Origin of the sequence: Roseobacter sp., assembly GCF_045106495.1 — a bacterium.
Lineage (GTDB): Bacteria > Pseudomonadota > Alphaproteobacteria > Rhodobacterales > Rhodobacteraceae > Roseobacter.
The window spans coordinates 1-18,217 of sequence record NZ_JBGCEQ010000063.1; the positions used below are offsets into that span (position 1 = coordinate 1).

22 protein-coding genes and 1 pseudogene are annotated in these 18,217 nt (G+C 54.4%); 19 read left to right on the top strand and 4 right to left on the bottom strand.

What is annotated here, in order from left to right:
* The 11 genes and pseudogenes from AB8B75_RS22185 to rplQ form a co-directional block, all read left to right on the top strand.
* A pseudogene (locus AB8B75_RS22185) lies at positions 1-180 on the top strand (30S ribosomal protein S5); the annotation flags it as partial.
* A gap of 13 nt (positions 181-193) precedes the next feature.
* Positions 194-382, top strand: coding sequence for a 50S ribosomal protein L30 (rpmD, locus tag AB8B75_RS22190; protein WP_405365411.1), 189 nt, complete (start codon positions 194-196; stop codon positions 380-382).
* Between the two features lie 213 nt (positions 383-595).
* A complete protein-coding gene (locus AB8B75_RS22195) occupies positions 596-868 on the top strand; it encodes a hypothetical protein (protein ID WP_405365413.1) in 273 nt (90 codons plus the stop codon).
* A gap of 344 nt (positions 869-1,212) precedes the next feature.
* On the top strand, positions 1,213-1,962 hold the full coding sequence (locus tag AB8B75_RS22200; protein ID WP_405365415.1) for a trypsin-like serine peptidase: 750 nt from the start codon (positions 1,213-1,215) through the stop codon (positions 1,960-1,962).
* A gap of 382 nt (positions 1,963-2,344) precedes the next feature.
* Positions 2,345-2,827: a 50S ribosomal protein L15 gene (gene rplO, locus AB8B75_RS22205; protein WP_405365417.1), complete on the top strand. Its 483-nt coding sequence runs from the start codon at positions 2,345-2,347 to the stop codon at positions 2,825-2,827.
* A 120-nt stretch (positions 2,828-2,947) separates the two neighbouring features.
* Positions 2,948-4,315 carry a preprotein translocase subunit SecY gene (secY, locus tag AB8B75_RS22210; RefSeq protein ID WP_405365419.1) on the top strand — a complete coding sequence of 456 codons (1,368 nt, stop codon included), beginning with the start codon at positions 2,948-2,950 and terminating at the stop codon, positions 4,313-4,315.
* A complete protein-coding gene (locus AB8B75_RS22215; RefSeq protein ID WP_405365421.1) occupies positions 4,312-4,977 on the top strand; it encodes an adenylate kinase in 666 nt (221 codons plus the stop codon). Before secY ends, AB8B75_RS22215 begins: the two co-directional genes overlap by 4 nt.
* A 453-nt stretch (positions 4,978-5,430) precedes the next feature.
* A complete protein-coding gene (rpsM, locus tag AB8B75_RS22220; protein WP_405365423.1) occupies positions 5,431-5,799 on the top strand; it encodes a 30S ribosomal protein S13 in 369 nt (122 codons plus the stop codon).
* A gap of 10 nt (positions 5,800-5,809) precedes the next feature.
* Complete coding sequence (rpsK, locus tag AB8B75_RS22225; protein ID WP_405365425.1) at positions 5,810-6,199, top strand: 30S ribosomal protein S11; 390 nt, start codon at positions 5,810-5,812, stop codon at positions 6,197-6,199.
* Positions 6,200-6,313: 114 nt separating this feature from the next.
* Positions 6,314-7,330, top strand: coding sequence for a DNA-directed RNA polymerase subunit alpha (locus AB8B75_RS22230; RefSeq protein ID WP_405365427.1), 1,017 nt, complete (start codon positions 6,314-6,316; stop codon positions 7,328-7,330).
* A 131-nt stretch (positions 7,331-7,461) separates the two neighbouring features.
* Positions 7,462-7,881, top strand: coding sequence for a 50S ribosomal protein L17 (rplQ, locus tag AB8B75_RS22235; protein WP_405365429.1), 420 nt, complete (start codon positions 7,462-7,464; stop codon positions 7,879-7,881).
* Positions 7,882-8,125: 244 nt separating this feature from the next.
* Here rplQ and AB8B75_RS22240 read toward each other — a convergent pair whose 3' ends face one another.
* Positions 8,126-9,358: a urate hydroxylase PuuD gene (locus AB8B75_RS22240; RefSeq protein WP_405365431.1), complete on the bottom strand. Its 1,233-nt coding sequence runs from the start codon at positions 9,356-9,358 to the stop codon at positions 8,126-8,128.
* Between the two features lie 99 nt (positions 9,359-9,457).
* Here AB8B75_RS22240 and AB8B75_RS22245 point away from each other — a divergent pair, with 99 nt between their 5' ends.
* Positions 9,458-10,378, top strand: a complete 921-nt coding sequence (locus AB8B75_RS22245) for a LysR family transcriptional regulator (protein WP_405365433.1) — start codon at positions 9,458-9,460, stop codon at positions 10,376-10,378.
* Here the strand turns inward: AB8B75_RS22245 and uraH are convergent.
* On the bottom strand, positions 10,375-10,728 hold the full coding sequence (gene uraH, locus AB8B75_RS22250; RefSeq protein ID WP_405365435.1) for a hydroxyisourate hydrolase: 354 nt from the start codon (positions 10,726-10,728) through the stop codon (positions 10,375-10,377). The two genes, AB8B75_RS22245 and uraH, sit on opposite strands and share 4 nt — an antisense overlap.
* 211 nt (positions 10,729-10,939) lie before the next feature.
* On the opposite strand from uraH, the gene AB8B75_RS22255 reads away from it, so the two are divergent.
* Genes AB8B75_RS22255 through AB8B75_RS22265 form a run of 3 tightly spaced genes read left to right on the top strand, consistent with a single transcriptional unit; the run spans position 10,940 to position 13,074 of the window.
* The gene (locus AB8B75_RS22255) at positions 10,940-11,110 is read left to right on the top strand and encodes a hypothetical protein (RefSeq protein WP_405365437.1); all 171 of its coding nucleotides are present in this window, start codon (positions 10,940-10,942) and stop codon (positions 11,108-11,110) included.
* Complete coding sequence (locus AB8B75_RS22260) at positions 11,107-11,601, top strand: ureidoglycolate lyase (protein ID WP_405365438.1); 495 nt, start codon at positions 11,107-11,109, stop codon at positions 11,599-11,601. Before AB8B75_RS22255 ends, AB8B75_RS22260 begins: the two co-directional genes overlap by 4 nt.
* Before the next feature lie 39 nt (positions 11,602-11,640).
* The gene (locus AB8B75_RS22265; RefSeq protein ID WP_405365440.1) at positions 11,641-13,074 is read left to right on the top strand and encodes a uracil-xanthine permease family protein; all 1,434 of its coding nucleotides are present in this window, start codon (positions 11,641-11,643) and stop codon (positions 13,072-13,074) included.
* A gap of 193 nt (positions 13,075-13,267) precedes the next feature.
* Here AB8B75_RS22265 and AB8B75_RS22270 read toward each other — a convergent pair whose 3' ends face one another.
* Positions 13,268-14,098, bottom strand: coding sequence for a bifunctional allantoicase/(S)-ureidoglycine aminohydrolase (locus AB8B75_RS22270; protein ID WP_405365442.1), 831 nt, complete (start codon positions 14,096-14,098; stop codon positions 13,268-13,270).
* A gap of 209 nt (positions 14,099-14,307) precedes the next feature.
* Entirely contained in the window at positions 14,308-15,633 is a 1,326-nt protein-coding gene (locus AB8B75_RS22275; RefSeq protein WP_405365443.1) for a replication-associated recombination protein A, read from the bottom strand.
* A 227-nt stretch (positions 15,634-15,860) separates the two neighbouring features.
* On the opposite strand from AB8B75_RS22275, the gene crcB reads away from it, so the two are divergent.
* From crcB to AB8B75_RS22295, 4 genes are all read left to right on the top strand, one after another.
* Positions 15,861-16,241, top strand: coding sequence for a fluoride efflux transporter CrcB (gene crcB / locus AB8B75_RS22280; protein ID WP_405365445.1), 381 nt, complete (start codon positions 15,861-15,863; stop codon positions 16,239-16,241).
* The gene (locus tag AB8B75_RS22285) at positions 16,238-17,281 is read left to right on the top strand and encodes an RluA family pseudouridine synthase (protein WP_405365447.1); all 1,044 of its coding nucleotides are present in this window, start codon (positions 16,238-16,240) and stop codon (positions 17,279-17,281) included. Before crcB ends, AB8B75_RS22285 begins: the two co-directional genes overlap by 4 nt.
* Positions 17,278-17,952 carry an HAD-IA family hydrolase gene (locus AB8B75_RS22290; protein WP_405365449.1) on the top strand — a complete coding sequence of 225 codons (675 nt, stop codon included), beginning with the start codon at positions 17,278-17,280 and terminating at the stop codon, positions 17,950-17,952. The genes AB8B75_RS22285 and AB8B75_RS22290 overlap by 4 nt, the downstream gene beginning before the upstream one ends.
* The coding region (locus tag AB8B75_RS22295; RefSeq protein ID WP_405365450.1) for an ATP12 family protein at positions 17,949-18,217 on the top strand (269 nt) is incomplete at its 3' end. The genes AB8B75_RS22290 and AB8B75_RS22295, both read left to right, overlap by 4 nt.

An 18,217-nucleotide genomic window follows, 5' to 3' on the forward strand; every position in this document is an offset into this window, starting at 1 on the left:
GTGTCCAAGTCCATCGGGTCCCAGAACCCATACAACATGATCCGCGCCACCATGAATGGCCTGACCAAAGAGCAATCACCTCGCAACGTCGCACAGCGCCGTGGCAAGAAGGTTGCTGACATCCTGCCCAAGCGTGATGAGGCCCCAGCGGCTGAAGCACCTGCCGCAGCTGACGCGTAAGGAGATTTGACAGATGGGTAAAACAATCGTCGTCAAGCAGATCGGTTCACCGATCCGCCGCCCCGCCAAACAGCGTGCCACGCTTATTGGCCTGGGTCTAAACAAGATGCACAAAACCCGCGAGCTTGAAGACACACCTTCCGTGCGCGGGATGATCAACTCGATTTCGCACATGGTCGAGATCGTCGAAGAGAAAAGCTGAGCACAGGCTCGACCCTGGCGGCTTCCAAAAACCGTTCGGAAGGGTGGTTTGGGATGCAAATACCCACTGTTCTTTTCGGTTGAAAAAGATAGTGCGTCTCGCGGGATACTGCGGGACGCCTTTTTTTGTGCCGGCCGCGGCTTTGCAGCACTGGAACTTCGCCTACGTGATGCTATCCTGGAAGCCACCGTTCACCTTTTTGGGAGACAGAAAATGACACATGCTCCGAAAGTTCCGTTTGTATTGGCCGCTGCATTGGCGTGCATTCTGGCTGCCGCACCGGCCTACGCCAAGACTTGTGAAGAAGAGATGCCGGAGATCAAAGCCCTGATCGAAGGGCTGCATAGCGGGGCAGACAAAACCACTGCCGAACATCAGTATGAAAAAGCGCAACAGAGGTTGGCGGATGGCAAAGAACGGTCGTGTTTGTTGTATCTGGAATCCGCAAGGGCGGCGGTCGAAGCGGAGCAGATGAGCGATCATTGATTTTGGTGACGGGAGATGCACCTTCGATGTGTGTCATGGCGAACTCGATCTCTGACCTGGTTGAGGCCATCTAAGACAGGCGGTGAAATCATGCACGGTCGTCTCTTCGGGCCGGCAGGTTCTGCAGTGGAGCGGTTGTAGAATTCATGTTCAGAGCCTCGGGTGCGCTTTGAAATGCTGAAAACGCCTCGCGGGAAACTGTCGGGCGTCTTTTCGTTCAGAATAGTGTCAACTGCGAGCCCGAAGCAGTCATTGCACTAACCCAACTCTTGGTTAGCCTTGGGCGACAGTAACCGCTAGATTAGCTGGTGTGTCATTCAAAAAAAACGAGGAGAAAAAGACAAGTGAGTGACGTGGTCCGGTATACTCTTTTTTCCATAGTCTCCATGATCGCTGTCACCGCTTCTACGGCATTTGGCCAACAAACGCCGCCTCGTATGATACCGGACAATGAAGCCGAGGTCTGGTATGGCGTTGCAAAGCTTAATGTTTCAGGAGCGAGTTGGTGCAACGCAGTCTTGGTATCAGAACTGGAGGCTGTGACAGCAGCACATTGCTTGTACCGTGCGACAATGGGGAAACTTGCAAATGCCAAAGACGTCAAGTTGGAACTGGGGCTAAGACGGAATTATCGCGTCTCAGTGCATGGCGTCGCAGCGTTATCGGTCCTGACCAAGGTTCTGCCGAATGCGACTGTTAGTAGTAACTTGGGACGGATTTCGTCAGACTTGGCACTACTGCGATTGGATGCGCCGGTTTCCTCGGATGAAGCCGAGCCTTTCGCGATAAGAGACTGGCGATCCGGTGAGCGCGTTTCTGTGGTTGGTTATGGTAACGACAGACCATACATTCCATCCGCCCGCGAAAATTATGTAATCGTGCCTCTTTCCGAAAACGTCGCGACACTTGACTGCGCTATTTCGCCGGGTCTGTCAGGCGCAGCAGTTGTTGGTCATTCGGACGACGAAGCGCGACCAAAACTTCTAGGCATCATTTCCGCCAGTTTACTTGATCCTTCCAATATGGAGAGCTGTGGCGCGTTGGTGATCTCCGTCGGCACCAGACTGGAGCAGCTGCGTGCTCTGCTGCCTTAAGTCTGGTTTGCAGCGGATAAGCGATGGAAGCTCCGTCCGCTACAGCGACATTGAGCAAGTGCTGAAACCAAACCAGCGTCGCATTCAAAAAAATTGCGTCCATAGGCCAAGCCAACACTGTTGACCGAGCTGTGTTAGCATTTTCTTATTCTCGACCGACAAGATGTGAGTGCGCCAGAGTAAGGGCGCTTTGAAAACGCTTTTGGGTCGTTGGTAAGCGACGATGACCGCTGCATCTCCAGTGGACCCAAATAGCCCCTTGATCCATACCGCAAGCCCATCTATACGCCGACGATCACCCCAAAAGGTGACATAGAATCGAAACGCCGCGTTTGCCCGCTCCCGTCGCTGGGGGGTACATCCGGCCAAAGGAGAAGCGACAATGAAACTGAATGAACTGTCTGACAATGCTGGTGCCACCAAGAAACGCAAACGCGTGGGTCGTGGCCCGGGTTCCGGCACCGGTAAAATGGGTGGCCGAGGTATCAAAGGTCAGAAATCCCGCTCGGGTGTGGCGATCAACGGGTATGAAGGCGGGCAGATGCCCCTCTACCAACGTCTGCCAAAACGTGGCTTCAACAAGCCAAATCGGAAATCATACGCAGTTGTGAACCTGGGCTTGATCCAGAAATTCATCGACGCAGAGAAGATCGACGCGAAAAAGCCAATCACCGAGGACGTGCTTATCGAGTCCGGCCTCATTCGTCGTAAATTGGACGGTATTCGTGTGCTGGCAAAGGGTGAAGTGACCGGAAAACTGACCATCGAAGTGACCGGTGCGTCGAAATCTGCAGTTGAAGCTGTTGCAAAAGCGGGCGGTTCGCTGACCGTTGCAACGCCTGTCGCGGCTGATACGGAAGCTTAAGCCTCAGGATTAGGCTTGTGGGCGGCAGTCTTGCCGCTTACATAAACAATCGAGTTTTCCCTTACGCCGCCCGCCGGAAAACGGCCCGGGCGGCGTATCCGTACCGAAAGAGAGCCCTTCATGGTATCTGCCGTTGAGAACATGGCCGCAAACACCAGCTGGTCCGCGCTGGGCAAAGCAACAGATCTGCGTAACCGCATCCTTTTCACGCTTGGCCTGCTGATTGTTTACCGTCTTGGGACGTTCATACCCGTTCCGGGCATTGATGGTGTCGCGCTGCGCGAGTTCATGGAGCAAGCGGGGCAAGGCATTGGCGGCATGGTATCCATGTTTACCGGCGGCGCGCTGGGACGCATGGGTATCTTTGCGCTTGGGATCATGCCCTATATTTCTGCTTCGATCATCGTACAGCTTTTGACCTCAATGGTGCCAAAACTGGAACAGTTGAAGAAAGAAGGCGAACAAGGCCGCAAGAAGATCAACCAATACACGCGTTTCGGGACCGTTTTCCTGGCAACCTTGCAGGCATACGGCCTCGCAGTCAGCTTGGAGGCGGGCGATATCGTCACCGATCCAGGCATGTTCTTCCGAGCGTCCTGCGTCATTACGTTGGTCGGTGGTACAATGTTCCTGATGTGGCTGGGTGAGCAAATCACCGCTCGCGGCATTGGTAATGGCATTTCGCTGATCATCTTTGTCGGCATCATCGCCGAGGTTCCCGCCGCCATGGCGCAATTCCTTGCCAGCGGACGCAGCGGGGCAATCAGTCCTGCGGTCATTATCGGCGTGCTGGTCATGGTGGTGGCGACGATCATGTTCGTGGTTTTCATGGAGCGGGCGCTGCGAAAGATCCACATACAATATCCACGTCGCCAGGTGGGTATGAAAGTCTATGACGGCGGTTCCAGCCACCTTCCGGTCAAGGTCAACCCAGCAGGCGTGATCCCAGCGATCTTCGCCTCTTCACTGCTGTTGTTGCCTGTCACAATAAGCACGTTCTCGGGTAATTCGACAAACCCGGTCATGTCCTGGTTGTTGGCGAATTTTGGCCCCGGCCAGCCGCTGTACCTGACATTTTTTGTCGTGATGATCGTGTTCTTTGCTTACTTCTACACATTCAATGTAAGCTTTAAGCCGGACGACGTGGCTGACAACCTTAAGAACCAGAACGGCTTTGTACCCGGTATTCGTCCCGGGAAAAAGACGGCGGAATACTTGGAATATGTAGTAAATCGCGTGCTGGTACTGGGCTCGGGTTATTTGGCGGCGGTATGTCTGCTGCCTGAAATTCTGCGCGGTCAGTTCGCAATCCCCTTCTACTTTGGTGGTACTTCCGTTCTGATCGTTGTGTCTGTTACGATGGACACCATCCAACAGGTGCAAAGCCATCTTTTGGCACATCAATATGAAGGCCTGCTCGAGAAATCGCAATTGCGCGGCAAATCGGCTGGTAAATCACGCAAGAAACGGAGCCCTGTCCGCCGATGAACATTATTCTGCTGGGGCCTCCGGGGGCCGGTAAGGGGACGCAAGCACGTCACCTGGTTGAAACACGCGGTATGGTGCAACTCAGCACTGGCGATATGTTGCGTGAAGCCAAAGACTCCGGAACGGAAATGGGCAAGGTCGTGGCAGATGTCATGGCGCGCGGTGCTTTGGTGACAGATGAGATTGTGATCGGGCTGATCAAGGAAAAGCTTGAGACGGTCAAAGCCAACGGCTTCATTTTTGACGGTTTTCCGCGGACACTGGCACAAGCAGACGCCTTGGGTGACTTGTTGACAGCCGAAAATCAGACTCTTGATGCGGTGATCGAAATGCGCGTCGATGACGCTGCGCTGGTTGCACGGATTGTAGCACGATCGACATGTGCGATGTGCGGCGAGGTTTACAATGACAACACCAAGCCAATTCCAGCGGATGGAAAGTGTTCCAATTGCGGTGCCACAGAGTTCAAACGCCGCGCGGATGACAATGAGGAAAGCTTGAAGACACGCCTGATGGAATACTACAAACAGACCTCTCCATTGATTGGCTACTATTACGCCAAAAAGATGCTGTCGCGTGTGAATGGATTGGGTGCGATTGATGCCGTACAGAGCGAGATCGGCGAAGCACTAGACAGCGTCGAGCATTTGGCAGCGGTTTGATCATCGAAGGTTTTCGGTGTCATAGGCCGCGCAGTCGTTGACCTGACGCTTTCAGGTTATGCTTATACTGTCGGCCATACGTTTGCTGCACCTCCATCTGATTGTGTTCATCGCACGCAAACGTGGAGCGGGATCAGTCCGGCAGAATGGGCGTTTCGTTCTGGGAGAAACGGGCTACATGCGAATCCATTCCAGGTTGGGTCAGTTGCAAGTGACCAAGCGACGAAGGGCAAAATTTTTTGTATCGGCCAAGATCGAAATCCACCGGTTGACGCTTGGGCAAAAACCTCATACGACGCGCTATCGTTAACACGAATCGAATCGCAAAGCAGGGCGCGCCTGCAGCGCGAGATCACCTGATCAGCCGACGCCCGACGCCTTAATCCGCATCGGGCTTACGTTGTGAAAAAAGGGTCTGGAACTACGGACCCGCAACGAAAAGGAAATACACACGTGGCACGTATTGCCGGCGTAAACATCCCGACTGCGAAACGGGTTCCAATCGCCCTCACATATATCACCGGTATCGGCAACGCTTCTGCAAAAGCAATTTGCGAAGCTGTGGGTATCGATTCGTCCCGCCGTATCAATGAACTGTCTGACGCCGAAGTCTTGGCCGTTCGCGAGCATATCGATGCAAATTTCACCGTCGAAGGTGACTTGCGTCGTGACACGCAGATGAACATCAAACGCCTGATGGACCTAGGTTGCTACCGTGGCTTGCGCCACCGTCGTAATCTGCCGGTTCGCGGCCAACGCACCCATACCAACGCTCGCACGCGCAAAGGCCCTGCAAAGGCCATTGCCGGTAAGAAGAAATAGGGGCTGATCAATGGCACGTGAAAAAGTACGCGTTAAGAAAAAGGCCAGCAAAAACATCGCCGCGGGTGTGGCGCATGTAAACAGCTCCTTCAACAACACCAAAATCCTGATCTCCGATGTGCAGGGCAATGCGATCGCCTGGTCGTCTGCGGGCACAATGGGTTTCAAGGGCTCGCGGAAATCCACACCCTACGCGGCCCAGATGGCTGCTGAGGATGCGGGCCGAAAAGCACAGGAACACGGCGTGAAAACGCTCGAAGTTGAAGTGCAAGGCCCCGGGTCTGGCCGTGAGAGCGCATTGCGGGCATTGGCCGCTGCGGGCTTCAACATCACATCGATTCGCGACGTAACGCCAATGGCGCACAACGGCTGCCGCCCGCCCAAACGTCGTCGCGTTTAAGTTGTGTTAGAAATTTTGGGACCGTGTGATATCGCGCGGCCCCATTTCGCTTTTTTAAAACCTCGAGCGTCTGCACCTTTCGGACATGGGGCGTAGACAAGAATGGAGGGACGCATGATCCACAAAAATTGGGCTGAATTGATTAAGCCACAGCAACTTGACGTTAAGCCAGGCAACGACCCGGCGCGGCAAGCGGTTGTGACTGCGGAACCGTTGGAGCGTGGTTTCGGTCTGACGATGGGCAACGCGCTGCGGCGTGTGCTGATGTCTTCGTTGCAAGGTGCGGCGATCACATCTGTTCAAATCGACAACGTGCTGCACGAATTCTCCAGCGTTGCTGGTGTGCGTGAGGACGTCACGGACATCATTCTCAACCTTAAAGGTGTCTCCTTGCGCATGGAAGTCGAAGGCCCAAAGCGTCTTTCGATTTCCGCAAAAGGGCCTGGTGTCGTGACAGCGGGCGACATTTCGGAATCGGCCGGTATCGAGGTGCTGAACCGTGAACATGTGATCTGCCACCTGGATGACGGTGCCGATCTCTATATGGAACTGACCGTCAATCAGGGCAAAGGCTATGTGTCTTCTGAGAAGAACAAGCCCGAAGACGCACCCATCGGTCTTATCCCAATCGACGCGATCTATTCGCCTGTCAAAAAAGTCAGCTATGACGTGCAGCCGACGCGTGAGGGTCAGGTTCTGGACTATGACAAGCTGACAATGAAGGTCGAAACCGATGGGTCGCTGACACCTGACGATGCGGTGGCGTTTGCTGCACGTATTCTTCAGGATCAACTGGGCATCTTCGTGAATTTCGACGAACCTGAATCTGCGTCCCGCGCGGATGAGGACGATGGTCTAGAATTCAATCCGCTTCTGTTGAAGAAAGTGGACGAGCTGGAGCTTTCCGTACGATCGGCTAACTGCTTGAAAAATGACAATATTGTATATATCGGTGATCTTATCCAGAAAACCGAAGCAGAAATGCTGCGCACGCCGAACTTTGGGCGTAAGTCGCTGAACGAGATCAAGGAAGTGCTGTCTGGCATGGGTCTGCATCTCGGAATGGACGTGGAAGATTGGCCGCCAGACAACATTGAAGATCTGGCCAAAAAATTCGAAGATTCCTTTTAAGGAGTCTTCGCCAATGCCCGCAGTAGCGGGGACGATCTGGGCTTTCGAGCCCCAAGGAGAACCGGGTGACACGCATCACCCGGTCAGACAAAGCAAAATAGCCTGTAGAGGGCACATTTAGGAGAATTACAATGCGTCACGCACGTGGATACCGCCGCCTAAACCGTACACATGAGCACCGCAAAGCGCTGTGGGCGAATATGGCAGGTTCGCTCATCGAACATGAGCAGATCAAGACGACCTTGCCCAAAGCAAAAGAACTGCGCCCGATTATTGAGAAAATGATCACGCTGGCGAAACGCGGCGACCTGCACGCCCGCCGTCAGGCCGCATCCAAGCTGAAGCAGGATCAATACGTCACCAAGCTGTTTGACGTACTGGGGCCGCGTTACAAAGACCGCCAGGGCGGCTACGTTCGCGTCTTAAAGGCCGGTTTCCGGTATGGCGACATGGCACCTATGGCGATCATCGAGTTTGTCGATCGTGATCGCGACGCAAAAGGTGCAAGCGACAAGGCGCGTTTGGCAGAGGAAGAAGCTGCCGAAGGATAAGGTTGCGCCGGACTGAAAGTTGCAAAGCCCTTGCTCCGATTGGAACAAGGGCTTTTTTTGTGCCTCCACGCGATCAGGCTGACAGTGGAGTACCATTCAAAAATGTGAGTACATTGAGCCATGGTTTTCAACCGGACAACCAAGTTTGACCGCGGTCGCGATGATACTATTCCCGTTGGACGAAAGGCAGAAAGTCCGATCTAAACGACTTGGACCAGCGCCTGACAAGGCAAACAAAGCGTTTCTACTGCGCTTTGGCAGCCCGCACCCATGCCACGATCGTTTTGCGCGCCTCTGGATCCATGTCTATGGCATTTGGTGGCGGCATTGCGCGGCTGAGACCAGCCTGCAGGAAAATTTGCTCGGCATGGCGTGCGACATCGCTGTGCGTTTCCAATACAACGCCTTTGGGCGGCCAGAGCATACCTTCCCAAACAGGCTCACGCGCATGGCACATCGAACAATTGCCAATGACCGCGTCGTAGGCTGCATCAAAGCCTTCGGCCTGCGCGAATTGCGCCTCATATTGCGTCAATTCGCGAGCTTCGGCGACCTCGTAGGTGTTGGAGTCATTGAAGGTCGACAACCATACGATCAGGATAAAGAGAAGCACCGTGACGGCCCATGTCCAATGTGGCCCAACCCCTGTCGCATGCATAGTATTGAAATAATGCCGGATCGTGACCCCCGTCAAAAAGATAAGGCTTGCGATGATCCAGCTGTACTCTGTGCCAAAAGCCAGCGGGTAGTGGTTGCTCAGCATCAGAAAGATCACCGGCAGGGTCAGATAGTTGTTATGGGTTGAACGCAGTTTAGCGATCTTGCCGTATTTTGCATCCGGTGTGCGCCCGGCTTTGAGATCCGCCACTACGATCCGCTGGTTCGGCATAATGATGAAAAATACATTTGCGGTCATGATCGTTGCGGTGAATGCGCCCAGATGCAGCAGTGCTGCCCGCCCGGTGAAGATCTGGTCATAACCCCACGACATTATCACCAGGATTGCGAACAAGAGCAGCATCAGAAGGGTTGGGGTCTCGCCCAACCTCGACCGGCACATAAGATCGTAGCAAATCCAGCCAAGGGTGAGGGACACGCCTGAGATCAAAACACCCTGCCAAAGCGAGAGCGCCGCTTTTGTCGGATCCAACAAGTATAGTTCACCGCCAATCCAATAAACGATCATGAGCAGGGCGGCGCCAGAAACCCAGGTGATGTAGCTTTGCCATTTGTGCCAGATCAGGTGTTCAGGCATGTTTTCCGGGGCCACCAGGTATTTTTGGATGTGATAAAACCCGCCGCCATGTACCTGCCATTCTTCTCCATGGCATCCTTCGGGCATATTTTGCGCTTTTTTGAGCCCCAGATCCAAAGCGATAAAATAGAACGAGGCCCCGATCCACGCCATTGCGGTGATGACATGCAACCAACGGACTGCAAAGCCGATCCAGTCCCACATGATGGCCAAATCATACATGCTGCGCTCCTATAGATTCGGGTTCAGGTCATAGTATGACACGGGGCTTTCTTCTGGTATTGTCATGAAATACCAAACAGTATCAAAAAAAGCGGAAAAATGTCCTATCTGAACAATATTCGGACTTTCGTGCGCGTTTATGAATTAGGAGGCATGTCTGCTGCGGGCCGTGATCTGCGCATTTCTCCCGCTGTGACGTCCTCGCGAATCTCGCAACTCGAGGACCACTTGAGTGTTCGTCTCTTCCAACGCACGACGCGTAGCCTGACACCGACGGAACAGGGTAAGGCCTTTTATGTCGGGGCCTGCAAGATATTGGACTCCGTTGAAAGCGCTGAAGCGCAGGTGGTTAATATGACGGAGAACCCCAAAGGGTCGCTTTACGTTGCTGCACCGCTTGGGTTGGGACGCCGGTTGATTGCCCCCTTGGTACCGGGGTTTCTGGAACAATATCCGGAGATCAATGTCCGGCTAAGGCTATCCGATCGCAAGGTTGATCTGACAACTGAAGGTCTTGATTTGTCATTTTTTCTTGGTCAACCCGAAGACAGCACTTTGAGGATTCGTAAAATTGCCGATGTGCCGCGCGTCTTATGTGCGTCGCCCGCCTACATTGCTGCCCGCGGAGCGCCTGTTTCGGGCGATGATCTGATTTCCGGACGACACGAATGTCTGAGTTTGCGATTTCCCGGCGCGACCGAATTTCAATGGCGCCTGATCACGAAATCCGGACCCAAGAAGTTCAGTGTCAAAGGTCGTTATGAGTCGGATGATGGCGATGTCCTGACCGATTGGGCGCTGACAGGAAATGGCATTGTAATGAAACCGATATTTGAAATTGCGGAGCATTTGAAAACCGGCAGGTTGGTGGCCGTTGCAACCAAAACGCCGCCGGAACCTATTCAGATGGCGTGTCTTTACACCCATCGGAAAGGCCAAGACCCCAAAACGCGTCTTTTTATGGAGTTTGTGATAGACCGCATTAGCAAAGCTGTGCGCGATACGTCGGTAAAGACCTAACTGCCGCGATAAGTTGCGTAACCAAACGGCGACAACAAAAGCGGCACGTGGTAGTGCGTTTCTTCTGACATGCCGAAACGCAGAGGAATTACATCAAGAAACCGCGGCTCTTCTGGCGGCGTTCCTTTTGCGTCGAAATAAGCTCCGGCGTGGAAAACGAGCTCGTATTCTCCGGTTTGAAACTCTGCGACAGGAAGAATTTGTGCGTCCGTGCGTCCATCACCATTGGTGGTTACGGTCTTGAGATGCTGCCGCATTGCACCTTCAAGCCGGTACAGCTCTATTTTCAAATCGTCTGCCGGACAACCGCGTGCGGTGTCGAGGACATGGGTGGTCAGATAACCGGACATTGCGCCCCCTTGAGTTTCTTTCTGTGTATAGCCCCAGCGAGGGTCGGTCTGCAAACTAGACCGAACGAAAGACTCTTTTTCGTTTTTCTTGAAAAAAAGCTTCTATTACTTTTGCTTTATGAAGGGAAAGACCGGAAAGGAATTCCACGTTCACCCGCAAAGTAAGGTATAAGTTCTCCAGTATCCACGCCGCTACGACAGGTGCTTGTGAATGTGGGAAAGATTCCTGAAAATCATCGCCCGAGGATTGCATCGGCTTGGCAAAGTGGATCTGTTTTCAGATGGTGTGATGGTGCCGCGCCAGTTGACTGACTTTGATCACAAAGGCCAACCTGGCGTCTGGACCATGGTATGGAAAGCTGCAAAGTGGCTTTCACCATGACACAGATTTTGTATCCAGAACCGCTCACCGATGATGCTTTTGCGCCTTTTGGCGATGTTCTGGATGTTTCAGGTAACCCGGACAAGATGATCAATGCCGGTCTGTGTGGGCGTTATCATGACCGCGCAAAGTTGGATTTTTCGTCCGGGCGCGCGGGCATCAGTATCTTTCAGGCGCAGTCGCGATCATTTCCCATCCTACTCGATATGATGGAGCGTCATCCCGACGGTAGCCAGGCATTTTTGCCGATGAGCTTCGATCCGTTCCTAGTCATCGTCGCCAAGGATGAGGTCGGTCAACCTGGCCTACCACGTGTTTTTTGCACAGTTCCCGGGCAGGGCGTGAACTATCGACGCGGGACATGGCATGGAGTCTTGACGCCTCTTCACGCACCCGGACTATTTGCTGTTGTGGACCGAATTGGTGCGGGTCCGAACCTCGAAGAGCATTGGTTCACCACACCTTTCACGATTGAGAACGACAAAAAATAACCTGGCACAAAAGCCGGACAGAAAGGCATAGGAAAAATCATGGCCGATACATCCATAGGAACACCGGAGCAGCTGCGCGACCCGAATTATACCCCGGCGCTTCACCGCGCGGTGCCACTTGGCATTCAGCATGTGCTGGCCATGTTTGTCTCTAACGTGACGCCTGCAATCATCATTTCCGGTGCAGCAGGTTTCGGGTTCGGGTCAGATGCGGGCGCTCAGGGGTTCCCGGACATGACCTATCTGATCCAGATGTCGATGCTGTTTGCCGGCATTGCCACTTTGTTTCAAAGCATCGGCCTCGGCCCAGTTGGGGCTCGATTGCCAATTGTGCAAGGGACCAGCTTTGCCTTTATTCCCATCATGATCCCGCTGGTTGCTGGCAAAGGTGTTGAAGCCTTGCCTGCGCTTTTCGGCGGTGTGGTCGTCGGCGGCTTGTTTCACGCGCTTTTGGGAACCGTAATTGGCAAAATACGATTTGCGCTGCCGCCCCTAGTCACGGGCTTGGTTGTCACGATGATTGGCCTGGCGTTGGTTAAGGTTGGCATCCAATACGCGGCAGGGGGTGTGCCCGCGATTGATGCGCCTGAATACGGATCGTTGCTCAATTGGTCTGCGGCCTTGGTCGTTATCTTTGTAACGCTTGCCCTGAAGTTTTTTGCGCGTGGTATGCTGGCAGTTTCGGCTGTAGTGATTGGCATCTTCATTGGGTATTTTTACGCGATGCTCATGGGGATGGTTACGCTGGAAAGCGTCTCGACAAGTTGGGACCGTGCCGCGGCCCTGCAGTTCCCTGTGCCGTTCAAATACGGTTTCGAATTCGGTTTTGCAGCGATTGTCGGGTTTTGCCTCATGGCATTTGTTTCTGCGGTCGAGACCGTGGGCGATGTCTCTGGCATCACCAAGGGGGGTGCCGGGCGCGAGGCGACGGATGCCGAAATTCAGGGCGCAACCTATGCGGATGGCGTGGGCACGGCTTTGGCCGGCATGTTCGGTGGCTTTCCGAATACCTCCTTTAGCCAGAACGTGGGTCTTATTGCCATGACTGGCGTGATGAGCCGCCATGTGGTGACAATCGGCGCCCTGTTCTTGATATTGTGCGGGTTGGTCCCAAAAGTCGGCGCGGTTATCCGCACGATCCCAATCGAAGTTTTGGGCGGCGGGGTCATAGTAATGTTCGGAATGGTTGTCGCGGCGGGCATTTCCATGCTGTCGGATGTGGACTGGAACCGTCGAAACATGGTGATTTTTGCGATCGCACTGTCGATCGGATTGGGCCTAAAATTGGATCCGAAGGCGGTGCAATATTTGCCGGACACACTGCGCATTCTGATGACCAGTGGTCTGCTCCCCGCAGCCACCATCGCCATCGTCTTGAATCTGGTTCTGCCTGAGGAGCTTTCAGACGAGGCAACCGAAGAAGTTTCGGGTGGTCTGAAAGGGCACGGTTCAGGATCTTTTCCCAAAAAGTAATGGGTTCCAACCCTTGAGCGATCCAGCGTCTTTGCCCCGGTCTGCAGATCGGGGCAATATTTCGACCAAATAGGACGCCTCTAGATACGCGGTTGTAAAACCCAAGGTGGTTTTATTGCAGACCCGTTTTCAATAACGAACCTAGTCTGTCTTGAGCGTTGAAAGTAGCAACCTGAACTATGGCATTTGGGATTTACAATTGCGTCTTTCCCAAAGGCATGTGGCGGTTAACGTCTTTAAAGAGCAGGTATCGAAACTTTCCTGGCCCGCCTGCGTAACAGGCTTGCGGGCAAAAGGCGCGCAACCACATGTAGTCGCCTGCTTCGACCTCGACCCAATCGTTGTTCAGCCGGTAAACGGCCTTGCCTTGAAGCACATAGAGCCCGTGTTCCATGACATGGGTCTCCAGAAACGGGATCACGGCACCGGGCTCGAAAGTTACAATGGTCACATGCATGTCATGTCGCAGGTCATTAGGATCAACGAAACGCGTCGTCGCCCATTTTCCGTCCGTATCCGGCATGACCTTGGGGGCGATGTCATTTTCATTCGTGATAATGACATCTGGATGCGGTAGACCGGGAACCGTCTCATAAGCCTTTCGAATCCAGTGGAACCGCAGCATTTCACTGGTGTCGTTTTGCAGTGTCCAAGGTGTATTGGCCGGAATATAGGCGTATCCACCAGGCGCCAGTTCATGCGTCGCGTCATGTACTGTCAGCGTGGCAGTACCGTCGACTACAAATAGCACCGCCTGTGCGGTCGGGTCGGTTTCGGGATTATCCGACCCGCCACCTGGAGTGATTTCCATGATGTATTGTGAAAATGTCTCTGCAAACCCACTGAGCGGGCGGGAAAGCACCCACAACCGGGTGTCTTTCCAAAAGGGCAAAACGCTTGTCACGATATCTCGCATGGTGCCTTTTGGCAGAACAGCATATGCCTGCGTAAAAACCGCGCGATCAGTCAGTAGTTGATCTTGGCCGGGATGCCCACCGGTGGGGTAGTAGTACTTTGCTGGCATGGGGGGTCCCTCTGTGTTTCGCGTATTCAGTATGATGGTACGGTTGTCAAAATCAAACCACCCACTATCGCGAGACAGCACCTTTCCAGATCATTTGGCAATGCGGCTCTCGGGTTATTCGCGACACCAATGCAGGTTATGTATCATGCTGCCGTGGCTTTGACGTTGGCGCCCAGTTCGAAGGGGTTTCACTAACGCAAAACAGGCGGTCAATCTTGTTGTCGTTTATCGCGCAGTTTTTCAAAATAGGACAGGCGCTTGCTCATTTCGCGTTCATAGCCGCGTTCCGGTGGGGCGTAAAAAGAAACGCGCTCCATGTCATCCGGAAAATAGTGCTGACCGGAAAAACCGTCATCTGCATCATGATCGTAGGCATAACCGCTGCCATAACCTTGCTCTTTCATCAGGTCGGTTGGTGCATTCAGGATGTGTTTCGGGGGCGCTTTCGATCCTGTTTGTTTTGCCAGCTTCATTGCCTGTTTGTAAGCGACATAAGTTGCATTCGATTTTGGTGCCAGCGCCAGATAAAGAACCGCCTGTGCGAGTGCCAATTCACCTTCCGGGGAGCCGAGCCTCTCATAGGTCGCCCAGGCATCCAGACAGAGCCGGTTTGCCTGAGGATCCGCCAAGCCGATGTCTTCTACAGCCATACGGGTGATCCGGCGCGCCAGAAATCTTGGGTCTTCGCCAGCTGTAAGCATGCGCGCCAGCCAATAGAGCGCCGCATCCGGGTCAGACCCGCGTACGGATTTGTGCAGGGCGGAGATAAGGTTGTAATGACCGTCTCCGGATTTGTCATATTGGGCAGCGCGGCGTTGTAAACGTACCGAGAGCTCTTTTGCGTCAAGCGGCGCGTCAGTTTTCATCGTCGCGGCCTGCTCAATCAGGTTCAACAGGGCGCGGCCATCACCGTCGGCCATGTTCAGCAATGCAGCGCGCGCATCATTGGCAAGCGGAAGTATGAGGCCCAACAACTGTTCCGCGCGCGTCATGAGTTCTTCCAGCGCCGGTGTCTCCAGCCTGCGCAGTACGAGCACTTGCGCGCGCGACAGAAGGGCTGAGTTCAATTCAAAGGAGGGGTTTTCCGTGGTGGCACCGACCAAAACGATGGTTCCATCTTCCATATGGGGCAGGAAACCATCCTGCTGGGCTTTGTTGAATCGATGTATCTCGTCGACAAACAGCAAGGTGCCTTGTCCGATCCGCTGCCGGGTCTTGGCCGCTTCAAAGACTTTGCGCAGCTCGGACACGCCGGAAAAAATCGCGCTGATTTGCACAAACGCACGGTCAGATGCATCTGCCAATAGCCAGGCGATGGTGGTTTTACCCACACCGGGCGGGCCCCAAAACACCAGCGAAGACAAGCTGTTTGCGGCCAGCATCGCACCCAGAGGGGCCTCGGCGGCCAAAAGATGATCTTGGCCGATGACTTCACTCAGACGGGTGGGCCGCATTCGGTCTGCCAAGGGCCTGTCGCAAGCTTGCGCCTCTGGAGACTGCGAAATGGTAGGGAGGTCGCCGAAAAGATCAGTCATAATTGGTCTTTTAGCGGACCGACGGAGATTTGGGAATTGGGATAGCGACAGCAGCTCTATTTCGCACGGATCAGGTGCGAAGTCATGTAACCAAACACTGGCTGAGCGACGGGGTTTGGTTTCGACCCTTCGTTTTGGATGTTAGAACCCGGGCCAGAGAGTGGTTTGCCGATCACCTTTTCCTCGCAAAACTTGACAATCGTGCAGGCGTGCGTGACAGACCGCGCATGATGAAAACTCTGATCATGGTGGCCATTGGTGGTTCTATTGGCGCGTCGTTGCGCTTTCTCTGGGGCGTGTCCGTGATGCGTTGGGCAGGGCCTACGGAATTGCCCATCGCGATCCTCGCTGCCAATGTGATAGGGTCTTTTCTGATGGGGGCGTTTGTGGTGCTGGCGGCGCACCGGGGTTTGACCCATCTCAGCCCCTTTGTAATGACAGGGCTGTTGGGCGGTTTCACCACGTTCTCCGCATTTTCGTTGGAAACGGTGACCTTAATCGAGAGGGGCAATATCGGAATGGCGGGGCTTTATGTTGCATTGTCGGTGGGCTTGTCGATCGCAGGCCTGATGTTGGGGCTTTGGGTCACGCGGGGTGTCTTAACGTGAGCCGTGTACAGACCCTTACCGTAAAGCAGGATGACGGCGATCAACGGTTGGACCGCTGGTTCCGGGGGCAATTTCCTCAGATCAGCCAAGGCCGTATCGAAAAGATGTGCCGCAAAGGCGAGATACGCGTGGATGGTGGCCGCGTCAAAGGTTCCACCCGACTGGAAGCTGGCCAGCAGGTGCGGGTACCGCCGCTCCCCACAGAAGCCGCCCCTGCACCAAGGACCCATACGAAATTGTCTGACGCGGATGCAAAACTGATCCTGTCGTGCGTCATCTATCGGGACGATCATGTGATAGCCCTCAACAAACCGCCGGGCTTGCCGACGCAAGGGGGATCCAAGCAGACCCGCCACGTGGACGGCATGGCCGAAGGTTTAAAATTCGGTCTGGAGGACAAGCCCAAGCTTGTGCACCGCCTTGACAAGGATACCTCAGGCGTCCTGTTGCTCGCGAGGACGCGCTTGGCCGCCAAAGCCCTGACGGCAGCGATGCGACATCGCGAAACACGCAAAATCTACTGGGCGTTGGTGGCTGGCGTACCGTCGCCCTACTTGGGCGAGATCAAGTATGGCCTGGTCAAAGCGCCTGGGCGTGGTGGTGGTGGTGAGGGCGAAAAGATGCTGGCCGTCCATCCACGTGATATCGAGGCCACCTATGGTGCCAAAAGAGCGCATACGCTCTATGCAACGCTTTACCGCGTCGCATCGCGCGCGGCCTGGGTGTCAATGGAACCGGTAACAGGACGCACCCACCAGCTACGCGCGCACATGGCCGAGATCGGTCATCCGATAATTGGTGACGGAAAATATGGCGGGTCGGGTCAGGAGAACATGGGTGACGGCTGGGGCGCACAACTGGGCGGGATCATCTCCAAAAAGCTACATTTGCATGCACGGATGATACGGTTCGAGCACCCGGAGACGCGCAAGATGATCACAGTAACGGCGCCCATGCCGGACCATATGGCACAAAGCTGGGATACCTTTGGATGGACGGAAGATCTGGCAGCTGAGGACCCCTTTGAGGCGCTGGAATGAACGCAGGCTTACGTTTGGTCATCTTTGACGTTGATGGGACGCTTGTGGACAGCCAGGGCGACATTCTAGCGGCGATGCGCCGGGCTTTCGATGCGGTGGGGCTGTCATTGCCACCGCGCGATGAGGTTCTGGGGATTGTGGGTTTGTCGCTCGACGTGGCAATGGCGCGGTTGGCTCCGGAGGGTGACCACCCGACCATGGTTCAAGCCTACAAAGACGCGTATATGTATTTGCGAGCGCAAACAGGTGCAGCGGAATCTTCGCCGCTGTACCCCGGCGCACGAGAGGCATTGGCGCGATTGAATGCCCGGCCAGAAGTGCTTTTGGGCGTCGCAACTGGGAAATCGAAACGCGGGCTAGACAAACTGGTTGAAGCGCACGGGCTTGAAGGTGTTTTTGTGACACAGCAGGTTGCCGATTTTCATCCTTCAAAGCCGCACCCTTCGATGATCCATGAAGCCATGCGTGAAACGGGCGTCGAGGCTTCACAGACTGTCATGATTGGCGATACCAGTTTTGACATGGAAATGGCGTCTGCGGCCGGTGTGGTCGGTCTTGGTGTTGACTGGGGGTACCATCCCTCAACGGCCTTGGTGGCCGCACGCACCATTGTGTCTGATTTCCCGGCATTGGATGCCACCCTGGATGCCGTTTGGGAGACCGGACTGTGAGCGAATGGAAGGCAAAGCGATTTTGGGAAACAGTTGAGGTACTGCCATCACAGGCAGGATTTGAGATCGCACTGGACACAAGGCGCGTCAAAACGCCCGCGAAACGCTCTTTGTGCGTGCCAACCCGTGGCTATGCCGACGCAATTGCTGCTGAGTGGGAGGCCCAGAAAGACCAAATTGACCCGCAATCAATGCCGTATACCCGTATGGCCAATGCTGCTTTGGACAAGGTTGCGTTGCAGCATGCCGAAGTCGCAGATTTGCT